Below are 13,425 nucleotides of genomic sequence, written 5' to 3' on the forward strand. Positions count from 1 at the left end.
TATTGTGAACAATGTCGATTATTGCTACACTAGGTACAGAAGAATATCGAGACTTACGTAGAGGCTGCATTGTTTATAAGTAACTGGCGAGAGAGTGACATCTAGGACCGCGAGCGAAAGGAGGCAATGCCGAAGTTTGAGAAGGGTCAACTTCTCAAGTTGGGGTCATTTCGAAGAGGAATGACACTGTCATACAGCGATAAATGTATGGAGAGCTACAGTTGCCAATTGTACTGCGATTTATGAATTATTGCTTGATCAATTGACTGGCCGACTCCTACACGTATGCTATTGCCTGTGGAGTTGGCTTTTTTTATCGGGAAATTAAGGAATTACAGGATAGTATCAGCTTTCCACTCTTCGAAAGATCTTCTGCATTTCGATTTCATCTAGCAACTAGAAAGAGGAGGAATTACAATGATCGGAACATGGGTCTCTATTTTACCTCCTATCATCGCCATCGTGATGGTGTTAGCGACGAGGAGAGTACTATTATCATTAGGAGCAGGAATTGTTACAGCAGCTTTACTTTTAGCGAACTTTGCTCCGTTCGAGACACTAAAAGGTGTATGGAGAGCCATGACAGTTTCGTTTTGGGATGGCGGACTCAATACGTACAATATATTTATCATGCTATTTCTTTTATTACTAGGTGTCATTACGGCATTCGTCAGCCTATCGGGAGGAAGTGCCGCATTTGCACGCTGGGCAGTCACGCGTATCCGTACAAAACGTGGCGCGAAGCTGTTGACGATGGGGCTTGGGATTGCAATTTTTGTGGATGACTATTTCAATGCCTTAGCAGTTGGACAGATTGCAAGACCGATTACAGACCAGCACAAGATTTCTCGTGCGAAATTGGCGTATTTCATTGACTCTACATCGGCACCGATTTGTGTCGTGTCACCCATCTCTAGTTGGGGCGCATTCTTAATTGGACAACTTGCGCTTATTTTAGGTACGACAGCAGCGGTGAGTTATTCACCATTAACTGCATTCATTATGATGGCACCGATGAACTTCTATGTTATTGCGACATTGTCGATGGTCTTTTTCTTCGCTTGGACGAATAATGACTTCTTCGAAATGAAGAAGCATGAAGATCGTGCAACGAATGAAGGGGAACTATTTGACCAAACTAAAGAAATTCCGGGTCAACTAAAAGAAGAATTCCCTGAGCATACGCACGGAAAAGTTCGCGATTTGGTTGCACCGATCGTGACGTTGATTGCGGTAACGCTTGGTATGATGATTTTCACAGGCTATAAAGAAGCAGGCGTTTTCGATATTTGGGCTATCTTTGAAAACACTGATGTACCATTTTCTTTGGTAATTGGCGGTACTACGGCAACATTGCTAGCTATGTTGTTATATATTTTACAAATGGAAAAGAACGAAACAGCAAGTGTTTCATGGATGGGCCGTGCATTTATTAGCGGATTGAGAGCGATGATGCCTGCCATTCTCATCTTAATCTTCGCTTGGGGATTGACTGAACTAATCGCTTCCCTAGATACAGGACTCTTCCTTTCTACGATGGTAGAGCAATTAAATATTCCAGTCACTTTCCTTCCAGTATTGATCTTCGTATTAGCAGGGTTAATGGCATTCTCGACAGGTACTTCATGGGGTTCTTTCGGTATCTTGATGCCGATTGCGGGTACTATCATGGTCAATGCGGCACCTGAATTATTATTACCAGCGTTGGCGGCAGTACTTGCAGGTGCGGTATTCGGAGATCATTGTTCACCGATTTCTGATACGACCATTTTGTCTTCTACTGGAGCAGGTTGTAACCATATGGATCACGTATCTACCCAGTTGCCTTATGCGCTTGTTGCGGCAAGTGTAGCGGTAATCGGCTACATCGTTCTCGGGCTGACTGGGTCTGTCTGGATCGGTTTAGTAGCTGTTATTATTACTTTAATAGTTTTATTTACGTACTTGAGCGCTAAAGGAAAGAAACGCGCGGAACAAATAGCATAGTTTACCTTTTAGACTAAGAGTGATAATTACTTCATTCTTAGTCTAAATTTGTTTTGACATCTCGAATTGGGCTGTTTATACTAAATATACGGAACTATAATTATCAGAATAAATTGAATCATGAAAGTTTTGTAAAATAACAAAAAGAGGTGAGTTGTATGGAGAATCGTTCACAGTGGGGAACGAGAGCAGGTTTTATACTGGCTGCGGTCGGATCAGCTATAGGACTTGGAAACATTTGGCGTTTTCCTTATGTAGCCTATGAAAATGGCGGCGGCGCATTTTTTATCCCGTACTTATTTGCATTATTAACAGCTGGTATCCCGATTCTGATCATGGAATTCACAATTGGTCATAAATACCGTGGATCCGCACCTCTATCATTCTTCCGTTTAAACGGTAAGAAAGCAGAGTTCTTAGGATGGTGGGGGATTTTCGTATCGTTCGTTATCTCCACCTACTATGCCGTGATCATTGCATGGGCAATGAAATACACGATCTACTCATTTAACTTATCTTGGGGGAAAGAACCTGAAGCGTTCTTCTTCGGTGATGTTCTAAAATTGGCGGATAATCCAGGAGATGTCGGGGGAATTGTAGGGGGCGTGGCATTGCCACTACTATTCGTCTGGGTTATTTGTTATATCATTTTGATCGGTGGAGTAAAGAAAGGGATCGAATTAGCGAACAGAATATTTATTCCTATTCTATTCATACTCTTCTTATTCGTCGTCATCCGTGCAATCACACTAGATGGAGCTATGGTTGGACTGGATGCATTCTTTAAACCAGATGTCGATAAGTTACTGAACCCACGTGTATGGGTTGCAGCATATGGACATATCTTCTTTAGTTTATCGATCGCATTTGCTATCATGATTACGTATTCTAGTTATTTGCCAAAGAAATCAGATATTACGAATAACGCATTTATTACAGGTTTTGCGAACTCTTCTGTTGAGTTATTGGCGGGTATCGGAGTATTCGCAGTACTAGGATTCATGGCAACGAATTCAGGGGTGGAAGTAGCAGACGTTGCGACAGCTGGTGTAGGTTTGGCCTTCGTCGTGTTCCCTGAAATTATCAATCAAATGCCAGGATTAAATGGCCTGTTCGGCGCATTCTTCTTCCTGTCACTGACACTTGCGGGTATTACTTCACTAATATCAATTACCGAAACATATATCGCAGGTATGTCAGATAAATTCAATATTTCAAGACGTCGTTCAGTAACTATTGGCGTCGGACTCTCAGCAGTGATTTCTTTGCTATACGCTACAAATGGCGGTTTATACTTCCTAGACGTAGCGGATTACTTCATTAACCAATTCGGTATTGCAGTCATCGGTTTAGTCGAAGTCGTCTTACTAGCTTGGGTATTCCGGAAACTAGGTTTGTTCGAACAGCATGCCAACGCAGTATCGGATATTCGTCTTGGCTGGTGGTGGAAAGTATCGCTATCATTCATTACACCAGTAGTATTGGGTACGATGTTATTCTTCCTAATCAAAGACAATATCGCTGAAAACTACGAGGGATATCCAACGTCATTCTTATGGACAATAGGATGGCCAGTTGCAATTGGTGCATTTGTTATGTCGATCGTATTCACATCGCTAAAATGGAGAGACAACACAAGAATTACATCAGATTATGATGAAGATAAAGGGGGTCTATAAATGGATACAGGAATGAGCGGCTCTGCAATCCTCATGATGCTACTCGGTGTGACGATCATCTGGGGCGGTCTATTTATTAGCATCTTTTACGCTACGATCCTCAGTAAATTCAAAAAGAAATTCAAAATCGAACAGTAAACGATTTACACCTGCAACCAGAAACTTGGTTGCAGGTGTATTTTTATTGTGAATTAGTGTTTGGGAAAGTGTACAAAGTCATACGCACAATAAAACCTCCGCCACTGCAATGAAAATACAAAATCAGTCACCTTATTCTAAATTTCTACTCGCTTACCTTATTGCTTGCAATGTGTGTCAACTATAATTGAAGGTTATCTGAATTTATGTTACATTGACATGAGTAGAATCTATCAACAGAATGGAGTCGGTAGCGTTGTCATGCAAACCTGAGACAGGAAGAAAATCTGAGCATATTAGAAAGCCAGATTGGCTGAAGATTAAGCTAAACACCAACGAGAACTATACAGGTTTAAAGAAATTAATGCGCGAGAAAAACTTGAATACTGTATGTGAAGAAGCACGTTGCCCGAATATTCATGAGTGTTGGGGAGAGCGTCGTACAGCTACCTTTATGATCTTAGGTGCTGTGTGTACACGTGCATGTCGTTTCTGTGCAGTCAAAACAGGTTTACCTAATGAACTAGATACCGCTGAGCCGGAACGCGTAGCGGAATCCGTTGAATTGATGAATTTGAAACATGCTGTTGTAACTGCTGTAGCACGCGATGACTTGAAAGATGGAGGGTCGGCTATTTTCGCTGAAACCATTCGGGCGATACGTAGAAAAAATCCATTTACTTCTATTGAAGTGCTGCCTTCGGATATGGGTGGAGATATAGAAAACTTGCAACGTTTAATGGATGCAAAACCAGATATCTTAAACCATAATATTGAAACAGTACGCCGTCTAACGCCGAGAATTCGTGCGCGTGCAACATATGATCGTTCACTTGAGTTACTTCAACGTGCAAAAGACATGTATCCCGAGATCCCGACGAAGTCTTCATTAATGGTCGGACTTGGAGAAACAGTGGAAGAAATTATTGAGACAATGGATGACCTTCGTGCACACAACGTAGATATCATGACAATTGGTCAATACTTACAACCGACAAAAAAACACGCTAAAGTGGTAAAATATTATTCGCCCGATGAGTTTGGTGAATTGCGTAAAATCGCAATGACTAAAGGATTCTCTCATTGTGAGGCGGGGCCGCTTGTGCGTTCAAGCTACCACGCAGACGAGCAAGTTAATGCTTCGGCTAAAGAGAAACAGCGCCAAGGTGAAGAACTGCTGAAACTTGAAGGACAAGCGAGCAGCTAAATGGAAGTGAAGCAGAGAATGGTTATTTTAGAAAATATGCAATATGAAATCGCAGAAGAGTTTCGTGATGGGTTCGATGAAGAAGCCTTGAATGAACGCTTTAGCGAAGTACTGTTAAAGTATGACTTTATTTTAGGGGACTGGGGATATGGTCAATTACGATTAAAAGGCTTTTTCGAAGACCGTAATTCCAAATCCACATATGAAACAAAAATCAGTACCGTCCAAGATTATATTTATGAATACTGTAATTTCGGTTGCGCGTATTTCATCTTGAAAAAGATCGGAAAAGTAAAACCGGAACTAACGGAAGTGGAAGTTGTAGAAGAAGTACAACCTGAAACGGCATCTACTCCTAAAGTGGAGCAATAAAAATGAAAGCTTCGGGCAAATTTGCTCGGAGCTTTCATTCGTTCTGCAATAAATATGGTAAGATAGACGTATGAAGTATATGAGGAGGAAAAACATTATGTATTTTGTAGATCAAAATCAAATTAATAAAACGTTAGTGTATATGGAGCAGTTAATCGATATATTTGAAAAGGAAACGAACTGGCTACAAAGCGATGTAAATAAACTTGCTTTAGAGAGAATTGCACATGGCTTGATTGAAGGAATCATTGACGTAGGTAATTCTATGATTGACGGATTCATCATGCGTGATCCTGGAAGTTACGATGATATTATCGATATTCTTGAAGATGAAAAAGTCATTCAATCTGAACAAGCTATCCCATTAAAAGCATTCATTTCATTACGTCCAATGATTGTCCGCCAATTCGTGGAAGTCGATTCAGATAAAGTAGCACGATCTATCCGTGAGACACTTGATGAACTACAACAATTCCCAGGACAAGTTCGAGACTACTTGACGAATGAATTAGGTCCAGTTTCGGCGTTTCTGCCAACAGAATGATGAGACAATATAAAGCCTACTGCTTCGATTTGGACGGCACGATGTATCGTGGTAGTGAACCAATCCAAGAAGCTGTAGATTTTGTTGCAGCATGCCAAGCGCAGGGGAAGGGAACGTATTTCATTACGAATAACGCGGCTCTGACGCGTACTGCTCAACAGAAGAAACTCGCAGGTTTTGGTGTGAATACAGAAACCGACTTCATTATGAATTCAGCCACGACGCTGGCTCGTTATTGCAAACAGCATTATGAAGGTGCAAACGTCATGATGATTGGTGAAGAAGGATTGCGTGAAGCGCTGGAACTTGAAAACATCAATATTACCACAACGAATCCTGATGTCGTTTTAATGGGACTTGATCGTCAGATTACATACGATAAACTTGCGGATGCTTGTTTGGCGATACGTAACGGTGCTCATTTTTTAGGCACCAATCAAGACATCAAATTCCCGACTGAAAAGGGACTAGTACCAGCTAACGGATCTTTCCTGACGTTGATGGAAGCAGCTACAGATACAAAGCCGCTCATTGTAGGAAAGCCAGAGCCGTATATGCTGGAGTTCATTCGCCAGCAAGGGATGTACGAGAAAGAAGACATGATTCTGATTGGCGATAATTACGATACGGATATTATGGCGGGGATTCGCTATGGTATAGATACGGCGTATGTCGCAACAGGGGTCACGCCTATGGAAGAAGTGTTGGAGAAGGCGCAGCAACCAACTTATTTGCTGAATTCGCTTGCGGATTGGCTGAAGTAATATGGAGCTATCTCAGGAGCCGTAACGTTACGGATTCTTGAGATGGCTTTTTTGTTTAGGATAGCTGTAGAGACTAGGCTAGCAGGCTGTTGGAGTGGGGATTGGCGCTTTGGAGGGGACGCGTTCCTGAGGGCTCGCGGTGAGCTGATCCTCTAGGAGTCGCCCCTCCTACGCGCCAATCCCTTACAATTTGAGTTGGTGATACTTTTTGTTGTGTATTGAATGTGGGCTTGTAATCAGTTTTTTACAGGGATTTGATTTTGAAATAACCAAATTCAAAGATAACAATAATTAACACACTAATAACAGTAGGTGATTTGAATACCACCACTCTCAACGTAGGATTGAAGCGTCCCCAGCTGGAGCCTTAATCCCTTCATCCACTAGTTACCTCTCTTCTGCTAATATACACACAGATCTCACCTTAATCCCATTCAAAAAAGGATGTCCTAAAAGCGTAATAGCTTTCAAGACATCCCGTAGGTTTATTTTTATTAAAAAAGGGGATTCTCTTCAATGAACTGATAAATTTCCTTTGTCAATTCATCCGCAGTCTCCGCTTCAACAAGTTCACCATTCACAATTGCGTACAACGTATCACTACATTTCGTACAATAGCTCAAACAGCCATATTCTAGTACGTCGATGTTTGGATCACGTTCCAACGTTTCGAATACGGGGTAGGCACCATTTGCCAAATTACTCATACAAAACTCCACGATGGGATTCATCTTTCTCACCTCGCCTACTAGAAATGGTACTCTTTTTTTACAAAATCGTCAATGAACATGACATATTGTGAAAGTTATCACAAACTGCTATAATAGCAAATGAGAAGAACGAGAAAATAGACATAGAAGGAGAACTTTATGAGAAAATTACTTTTACTAGGCGCCGGCTATGGTAACATGAGAATTTTATTGCGTTTGCTAAATAAAGAATTACCAAGCGATATTGAAATTACACTTGTCGATAGAACCCTATTTCATAGTTTGAAAACAGAATTTTATGCACTGGCTGCAGGAACGGTTTCTGATTCCGATGTACGTGTAGCAATCCCTGTTCATGACCAATTGAAAGTGGTAGAAGGCGAGATTCAAGAAATTAAACTTGAAGAAAAAGAAGTGTTGTTGGCAGACGGTCAAGCACTTCCGTATGACGAATTAGTCATCGGGCTAGGTAGTGAAGATAACTACCACAACGTACCTGGAGCGGCTGAACATACGCTAAGTATCCAAACAATCGGCAAATCCCGCAGGACGTATCAGACGTTACTAGGATTAGGTGATGGCGCCACAGTAGGAATCGTTGGTGCTGGGCTTAGCGGTATCGAATTAGCGAGTGAGTTACGTGAAAGTCGTCCGGATTTGAGAATCAAATTGTTCGACCGTAGCCCGCGTATATTGCGTGACTTCCCTGAACGATTGAGTAACTTCGTAAAAGGCTGGTTTGATCAGAACGAAGTAGAAGTCGTTGCGAATTCTAACATTACTAAAGTTGGCGAACACATTCTGTATAACCATGAGGATACAATTGATGTAGATGCAGTAGTTTGGACGGCTGGTATTAAACCAGGTAAGGTCGTGGACGATTTAGTCATTCAGAAAGACCGTTCAGGCCGCATCGTCCTCAATCAATATCATCAAGTCCCAAGTTACCGAAACGTGTATGTTGTCGGGGACATTGCTGCGCTTCCACACGCACCAAGCGCTCAGTTGGCAGAAGTACAAGGGGAGCAAATCGTTCAAGTATTACGCTCTACTTGGAAAGGTGAACCGCTGATGCTTGAAATGCCTGAACTAAAACTAAAAGGCTTCATGGGTTCATTAGGAAAGAAACAAGGATTTGCGTACTTGGCGGATCGTACTGTTACAGGAAGAATCGCTCGTCTAATGAAATCCGGCTTGCTATGGATGTATAAATGGCATAATGGGTAATCTACTATGTACAAGTCACTTCCATGAAGTGGCTTTTTTTAGCTGTAATTTTGTTTAATTGTCAATGGATACAAAAAAGCGGTCGGTTCAACATAGAACGACCGCTTCGGTGAATGTATTGTTCTCAATTAATCCATCAAATTATCAATTTATCCTGGTTGATAACCATATGTTTCTAATGCGTTAAAAACAGGTTTCAGTTGGATATGGCCTTCACCGATCATTTCGTCATTAATCATTACGAGTGGATAAAAATACTCGTCTTCACGAATTTTCTCGACGATTTCCTGCTGCCGTGATTCTGTTACTTCTTGCTCGATATCAATATACGTAATAGTAAACGGTTGTTCAGGGTACTTTCTCGATATTGCCGCTTGGAGCCATTCATACGTATCTTTGGAAGATGGTGCATTGACACAACTAGCACAGATGACTTCTGCTCCATATACTTCAATTGTTACTGGGGATTGTGACATATTAATCAAACCTCCGATTCATTATTGGATTTTTTCTGCTTGGCAGTTTATAATAAGTATAAGGAAAGGAGAGTGTGATTACAATGACAACAGATATTAAATTATATGAGCCGGTAAAAGAAGTGCTAGATAAATTGCGCCCATTCCTCTTGCGAGACGGAGGGGACTGCGAACTAGTGGATATTGACGAAGGAATAGTGAAGTTGCGCCTTTTAGGAGCATGCGGAACTTGCCCTAGTTCGACGATTACATTAAAAGCTGGTATTGAACGTGCATTACTTGAAGAAGTACCAGGCGTAGTAGAAGTAGAACAGGTTTTTTAATTTCATTAAATAAAAAAGCCGTGCAAATGAAGTATGATCTTCTTTGCACGGTTTTCATTATTCAGCTAGTTTTATGAGCAATTTGTTCATCACGGATTTCTTGCCATCGATCTTTTGCCATCTGGATGATGGTAGGTTCTGTCGATCTTTTTTGCGTTTCAATTACACGTGAAAAGTTGCGTATGGCTTCTGCACGATCCTGGATGCGCCAGGATAATTCTGCAATGATATATTGCACACGGGTTTCGGACATTTGTGTTCCGATATAATCACCTTCAGAAAATGCTCTTATGTACAGATCACGAGAGATTTCAAGATAACGCATTTCTTTCTGACGGTTTTCATCATTACGGTAAATCCAAGCTATACGCAACATCATCCCAGCCATTGTTAAATGCTTTTCTTTTTTAAAGTGGGCATTTAAATACGCTAATTTATAGGCTTCAACTGCTTGCTCTTTCGTCCGTACGCCACCAAATGAGCGACTATGCCATTTGGCAGTTATATTTTTAGCGATCGACTCTTTAGTGCTTGGCGCAAAATACGGTGCGAAATCATCAGTGAATGCAAAACCGCAATGCGGACAAACCGCAACATTATAAAAAATAGGATTAACTTCCTTGTCTATATAAATAGGTCTAAAATCGCTATCATGGTCAATTACTCTTACTTGGCGAGAACGAATTTTAGTAGTAGGGAAAGGCTCTTTACACAGTAAACATTGCATCTTTTTCTCGTAATAGGGGCTGATTTCCACTAGTATCATTCCTTTCTTTCCTGAGTCTTATTATACATTAAAATAGACCTATTAGGGGGATTATTTGTTTGCATTGTGATGAAAAAGATTGATATGATAAAAAGAAAACGTGGAAAGTGAGTGGTATTAATGACGAACACAGTAGAGATTACAGAAGCAGCAGCATTTCACGTGAAAAAAATGATGACTCATAACGAAGAAGAAGGTTCATTCTTGCGCGTTTCCGTCAATGGCGGAGGTTGCAGCGGGTTAACATACGGTCTTGGCTTTGCCCAAGAAAAAGAAGACGATGATATCTTTTATACAGCTCATGGAATTCCTGTAGTTGTGAAAGAAGAGGATGCAGCTATTCTCGTAGGTACAAAAGTGGATTATAAAGAATCATTAATGGGTGGCGGATTCACCATCGATAACCCGAATGCGATTGCCAATTGTGGTTGCGGAACTTCATTTAGAACAGCTAAAAAAGCTGGCGCTCCTGCAGATTGCGAATAAATTTAGCCATCTTAGTCAAGCGGGATTTGATGAAATTACAGAAAAGGCAAATTACTAGTCTAAATTGATTATTTGCACAATAATAATTCTGTTGAAATGCGTGCTCAAAAGGTCTACTATAAGTAATGAAAGCAAGATTATATTAATATCAAACTAAATGCCGGCACTGCAAAACCAAGTAAGATTGATTTTACACGTACTCGGCGTTTAAGAAACTAAAAGGTGGTTCGATTTACGTGAAAAGACCAACAATCTTAGTATTAGGTGCAGGGTACGGCGGCTTGATGACTGTTGTGAATTTACAAAAGTCATTAGGTGCAGATGAAGCAGATATCGTTCTGATTAATAAAAATGACTATCACTATGAATCTACTTGGTTGCATGAAGCGGCAGCTGGAACATTATCCCCAGAACAAGTTCGCTATGATATTTCAAGTGTAATCAATAGTAATAAAGTAAAGTTCATCGAAGCGGAAGTTACGGGCATCGATGTTGCGACTAAAAATGTTAAAACGAATCTCGGTTCTCACACATATGATTACCTAGTAATCGGCCTTGGTTTCGAAGGGGAAACTTTCGGAATTCCAGGTTTGGACAAGTACGCATTGTCGATTGCCAATGTGAATGCAGCCCGTCAAATTCGTGATCACATGGAATATCAATTCGCTACATGGTCTACTGAAGAAGTAAAAGACGATAGCCGTTTGACTATCATCGTAGGTGGAGCAGGTTTCACAGGAATTGAGTATCTAGGTGAACTAGGAAACCGTGTACCTGAATTATGTAAAGAATATGATGTACCAGCCAAAAAGGTTCGCATTCTATGTGTAGAAGCGGCACCAATGGTATTGCCTGGTTTCGATCCGGAACTTGTGGAATACGCTGTGCGTCAATTAGGCACGAAAGGTGTAGAATTCTCTATCGGTACACCGGTTGTAGAAGCAACTCCTGAAGGCGTGAAGATAAAAAAAGGCGAAGATGAGTTTGAATTCATCAAAGCGGGTACGGTTGTATGGGCTGCTGGTGTTCGCGGTAACCATTTGATCGAAGAATCGGGTATAGAAAACATGCGTGCCCGTGTTAAAGTGGAAAAAGACATGCGTGCGCCAGGATACGACGATGTATTTGTAGTAGGTGACTGTGCATTGATGATCAACGAAGCAATTAATCGTCCATACCCACCCACTGCACAAATTGCTATGCAACAAGGTGAAATGATTGCTAACAATATCATTGCCTTGATGAAAGGAAACCCGACAAAAGAATTCGTACCAGATTTAAAAGGTAGCGTTTGTTCTTTAGGTGATTCCGATGCAATTGGTGTAGTATTCGACAAAAAAGTAACAGGTGCGAAAGCATCATTCATGAAGAAAATGATTGATAACCGTGCTCTATTTATGATTGGCGGTCTAGGATTAACGATTAAAAAAGGTAAATTCAACATTCTATAATGAATATAGAAAAGCACTCACTTTTGTGAGTGCTTTTTGTGTGCACTAAAATTGGCAGCAAGTCAACCGTGAAAGCAGTCGAAGTAGAGGAAATCGACTATTAGATTTTAAGAATTCATGACATCTGTAAAGAACGTTCTGTGTATACTGTCTCATTCTATTGAAAGCCGTCGCATCATCCTGTAAAATGTGGAAGTGATGAACTGGAGGTTAGCAAGCATGCAAACTATATCCATAGCTCAAGTGATGCTATCGATCTTGATATTTATTGTTATGTTTTTCGGTATCGGCTTTTTATTAAATATGCTGTTACGTATGACGTGGCTTATGGCTATTATTTATCCGATTATCGTGATTTTTATTATTGATGATGTGCCGATGTATCAATACATTACGAAGCCTGGTTTTGCTTTTAGTGAGCTAGGGGCGAATCTTATGTCGCTTCATGCTGTCGATATAGTGATTTTGGCGAGTGGTATGGTCGGAGCGATTATCGCAGGTTTCGTGATGAAGGTTTTACGCAAGATGGGATATCAGATGTTCTGATACGTATTGACATGAAAAACGGAGCTGGACAGGAAGTCGTGATTTACGACATCTTGTGACAGTTCCGTTTTTTTGCTTTTTACTATTATGGGAAAGGTTGGTGAGGTATCGGTACCGCTGATCTCCGTTCACCTAGCTTATTCTACTATCCTTAGTGCTCCGGGAAAGATTCTCCAACACCTGCGAGAGCTATCCGCAAGCGTGGTAGTAGGTTTGATAACGTTATAATATAACCGTATACGTAATAATCGAAATAAGGATACCTGTTAAAGCGCCAAAGAATACTTCGTTTGGTTTGTGGCCGAGGAGGGTTTTAAGTTCCTGGATTTTAGTATCGTTGTCTTTCTTTGGCCAGTCCTTTAAATCGCTGACGAACATTTGGAAGTCGGAGCGCATTTGGTTGATGATGAGAGCTTGTTGTCCGGCTTGGTAGCGAATGCCGGTTGCGTCGAACATGACAATGACCGCGAATATGGCGGATATGGCGAATAATGGTGAATCCAGTCCGGCTTCGAATGCGATGGAAGTTGTCAGTGCAGTGACTGCTGCCGAGTGAGAACTGGGCATGCCACCTGTGGAAGTCATGAGTCCAAAATCAAGTTTACGTGTTAATAAAAAATGAATAGGAATTTTCACAAATTGGGCAAAAAAGATGGCGAATAGCGCTGCGAGGAGCGGTATATTTTCTAAAATAGCCAAGAGATCCACTCCTTTATTGTCAGTAGTTTTGCACTCAGTATAACATAATCT

16 protein-coding genes and 1 riboswitch are annotated in these 13,425 nt (G+C 41.0%); of the genes, 12 read left to right on the plus strand and 4 right to left on the minus strand.

Annotation, left to right across the window (positions count from 1 at the left end; all coding sequences use genetic code 11):
• The first annotated feature begins 50 nt into the window (after positions 1 to 50).
• A riboswitch (Lysine riboswitch) is annotated at positions 51 to 226 on the plus strand.
• 191 nt (positions 227 to 417) lie between these two features.
• The 7 genes from CSV72_RS12750 (at position 418) to CSV72_RS12775 (ending at position 6,690) form a co-directional block, all read left to right on the plus strand.
• Positions 418 to 1,986 (plus strand): Na+/H+ antiporter NhaC family protein, encoded by a 1,569-nt coding sequence (locus CSV72_RS12750; protein ID WP_099678660.1) that lies wholly within the window; start codon positions 418 to 420, stop codon positions 1,984 to 1,986.
• Between the two features lie 158 nt (positions 1,987 to 2,144).
• Positions 2,145 to 3,665 carry a sodium-dependent transporter gene (locus CSV72_RS12755; protein WP_099634513.1) on the plus strand — a complete coding sequence of 507 codons (1,521 nt, stop codon included), beginning with the start codon at positions 2,145 to 2,147 and terminating at the stop codon, positions 3,663 to 3,665.
• Complete coding sequence (locus tag CSV72_RS16590) at positions 3,666 to 3,803, plus strand: methionine/alanine import family NSS transporter small subunit (protein WP_233191280.1); 138 nt, start codon at positions 3,666 to 3,668, stop codon at positions 3,801 to 3,803. It abuts the gene before it with no gap.
• 241 nt (positions 3,804 to 4,044) lie between these two features.
• Positions 4,045 to 5,010: a lipoyl synthase gene (lipA, locus tag CSV72_RS12760; RefSeq protein WP_099634512.1), complete on the plus strand. Its 966-nt coding sequence runs from the start codon at positions 4,045 to 4,047 to the stop codon at positions 5,008 to 5,010.
• Between the two features lie 18 nt (positions 5,011 to 5,028).
• On the plus strand, positions 5,029 to 5,382 hold the full coding sequence (locus CSV72_RS12765) for a YutD family protein (protein ID WP_233190444.1): 354 nt from the start codon (positions 5,029 to 5,031) through the stop codon (positions 5,380 to 5,382).
• Between the two features lie 97 nt (positions 5,383 to 5,479).
• Positions 5,480 to 5,926 carry a DUF86 domain-containing protein gene (locus CSV72_RS12770; protein ID WP_099634510.1) on the plus strand — a complete coding sequence of 149 codons (447 nt, stop codon included), beginning with the start codon at positions 5,480 to 5,482 and terminating at the stop codon, positions 5,924 to 5,926.
• Complete coding sequence (locus CSV72_RS12775; protein WP_369802920.1) at positions 5,923 to 6,690, plus strand: TIGR01457 family HAD-type hydrolase; 768 nt, start codon at positions 5,923 to 5,925, stop codon at positions 6,688 to 6,690. The genes CSV72_RS12770 and CSV72_RS12775 overlap by 4 nt, the downstream gene beginning before the upstream one ends.
• A 494-nt stretch (positions 6,691 to 7,184) precedes the next feature.
• Here CSV72_RS12775 and CSV72_RS12780 read toward each other — a convergent pair whose 3' ends face one another.
• Positions 7,185 to 7,421, minus strand: coding sequence for a YuzB family protein (locus CSV72_RS12780; protein ID WP_099678661.1), 237 nt, complete (start codon positions 7,419 to 7,421; stop codon positions 7,185 to 7,187).
• A 138-nt stretch (positions 7,422 to 7,559) separates the two neighbouring features.
• Between CSV72_RS12780 and CSV72_RS12785 the strand changes: the two genes are divergently transcribed.
• Entirely contained in the window at positions 7,560 to 8,627 is a 1,068-nt protein-coding gene (locus CSV72_RS12785) for an NAD(P)/FAD-dependent oxidoreductase (RefSeq protein WP_099678662.1), read from the plus strand.
• A gap of 149 nt (positions 8,628 to 8,776) precedes the next feature.
• Here CSV72_RS12785 and CSV72_RS12790 read toward each other — a convergent pair whose 3' ends face one another.
• Complete coding sequence (locus CSV72_RS12790) at positions 8,777 to 9,103, minus strand: YuzD family protein (protein WP_099678663.1); 327 nt, start codon at positions 9,101 to 9,103, stop codon at positions 8,777 to 8,779.
• 83 nt (positions 9,104 to 9,186) lie between these two features.
• Between CSV72_RS12790 and CSV72_RS12795 the strand changes: the two genes are divergently transcribed.
• Complete coding sequence (locus tag CSV72_RS12795) at positions 9,187 to 9,426, plus strand: NifU family protein (protein ID WP_085131439.1); 240 nt, start codon at positions 9,187 to 9,189, stop codon at positions 9,424 to 9,426.
• A gap of 61 nt (positions 9,427 to 9,487) precedes the next feature.
• Here the strand turns inward: CSV72_RS12795 and CSV72_RS12800 are convergent, their stop codons facing one another.
• Complete coding sequence (locus CSV72_RS12800; protein ID WP_199170103.1) at positions 9,488 to 10,192, minus strand: DUF2225 domain-containing protein; 705 nt, start codon at positions 10,190 to 10,192, stop codon at positions 9,488 to 9,490.
• 120 nt (positions 10,193 to 10,312) lie between these two features.
• On the opposite strand from CSV72_RS12800, the gene CSV72_RS12805 reads away from it, so the two are divergent.
• The 3 genes from CSV72_RS12805 to CSV72_RS12815 all read left to right on the plus strand — a co-directional run bounded on the left by CSV72_RS12805 (position 10,313) and on the right by CSV72_RS12815 (position 12,675).
• Complete coding sequence (locus CSV72_RS12805) at positions 10,313 to 10,678, plus strand: HesB/IscA family protein (RefSeq protein WP_099678664.1); 366 nt, start codon at positions 10,313 to 10,315, stop codon at positions 10,676 to 10,678.
• A gap of 236 nt (positions 10,679 to 10,914) precedes the next feature.
• The gene (locus tag CSV72_RS12810; RefSeq protein ID WP_099678665.1) at positions 10,915 to 12,129 is read left to right on the plus strand and encodes an NAD(P)/FAD-dependent oxidoreductase; all 1,215 of its coding nucleotides are present in this window, start codon (positions 10,915 to 10,917) and stop codon (positions 12,127 to 12,129) included.
• A 219-nt stretch (positions 12,130 to 12,348) separates the two neighbouring features.
• Positions 12,349 to 12,675, plus strand: a complete 327-nt coding sequence (locus tag CSV72_RS12815; RefSeq protein ID WP_099678666.1) for a YuiB family protein — start codon at positions 12,349 to 12,351, stop codon at positions 12,673 to 12,675.
• Between the two features lie 222 nt (positions 12,676 to 12,897).
• Here the strand turns inward: CSV72_RS12815 and CSV72_RS12820 are convergent, their stop codons facing one another.
• Entirely contained in the window at positions 12,898 to 13,374 is a 477-nt protein-coding gene (locus CSV72_RS12820) for a divergent PAP2 family protein (RefSeq protein ID WP_099678667.1), read from the minus strand.
• Between the last annotated feature and the right edge of the window lie 51 nt (positions 13,375 to 13,425).

Source organism: Sporosarcina sp. P20a (assembly GCF_002743175.1).
Taxonomy (GTDB): domain Bacteria; phylum Bacillota; class Bacilli; order Bacillales_A; family Planococcaceae; genus Sporosarcina.

Coding starts and splice junctions, on each gene's coding strand:
- CSV72_RS12750 (WP_099678660.1), top strand. CDS start 418: ATGATCGGAACATGGGTCTCTATTTTACCTCCTATCATCGCCATCGTG.
- CSV72_RS12755 (WP_099634513.1), top strand. CDS start 2,145: ATGGAGAATCGTTCACAGTGGGGAACGAGAGCAGGTTTTATACTGGCT.
- CSV72_RS16590 (WP_233191280.1), top strand. CDS start 3,666: ATGGATACAGGAATGAGCGGCTCTGCAATCCTCATGATGCTACTCGGT.
- lipA (WP_099634512.1), top strand. CDS start 4,045: ATGGAGTCGGTAGCGTTGTCATGCAAACCTGAGACAGGAAGAAAATCT.
- CSV72_RS12765 (WP_233190444.1), top strand. CDS start 5,029: ATGGTTATTTTAGAAAATATGCAATATGAAATCGCAGAAGAGTTTCGT.
- CSV72_RS12770 (WP_099634510.1), top strand. CDS start 5,480: ATGTATTTTGTAGATCAAAATCAAATTAATAAAACGTTAGTGTATATG.
- CSV72_RS12775 (WP_369802920.1), top strand. CDS start 5,923: ATGATGAGACAATATAAAGCCTACTGCTTCGATTTGGACGGCACGATG.
- CSV72_RS12780 (WP_099678661.1), bottom strand. CDS start 7,421: ATGAATCCCATCGTGGAGTTTTGTATGAGTAATTTGGCAAATGGTGCC.
- CSV72_RS12785 (WP_099678662.1), top strand. CDS start 7,560: ATGAGAAAATTACTTTTACTAGGCGCCGGCTATGGTAACATGAGAATT.
- CSV72_RS12790 (WP_099678663.1), bottom strand. CDS start 9,103: ATGTCACAATCCCCAGTAACAATTGAAGTATATGGAGCAGAAGTCATC.
- CSV72_RS12795 (WP_085131439.1), top strand. CDS start 9,187: ATGACAACAGATATTAAATTATATGAGCCGGTAAAAGAAGTGCTAGAT.
- CSV72_RS12800 (WP_199170103.1), bottom strand. CDS start 10,192: ATGATACTAGTGGAAATCAGCCCCTATTACGAGAAAAAGATGCAATGT.
- CSV72_RS12805 (WP_099678664.1), top strand. CDS start 10,313: ATGACGAACACAGTAGAGATTACAGAAGCAGCAGCATTTCACGTGAAA.
- CSV72_RS12815 (WP_099678666.1), top strand. CDS start 12,349: ATGCAAACTATATCCATAGCTCAAGTGATGCTATCGATCTTGATATTT.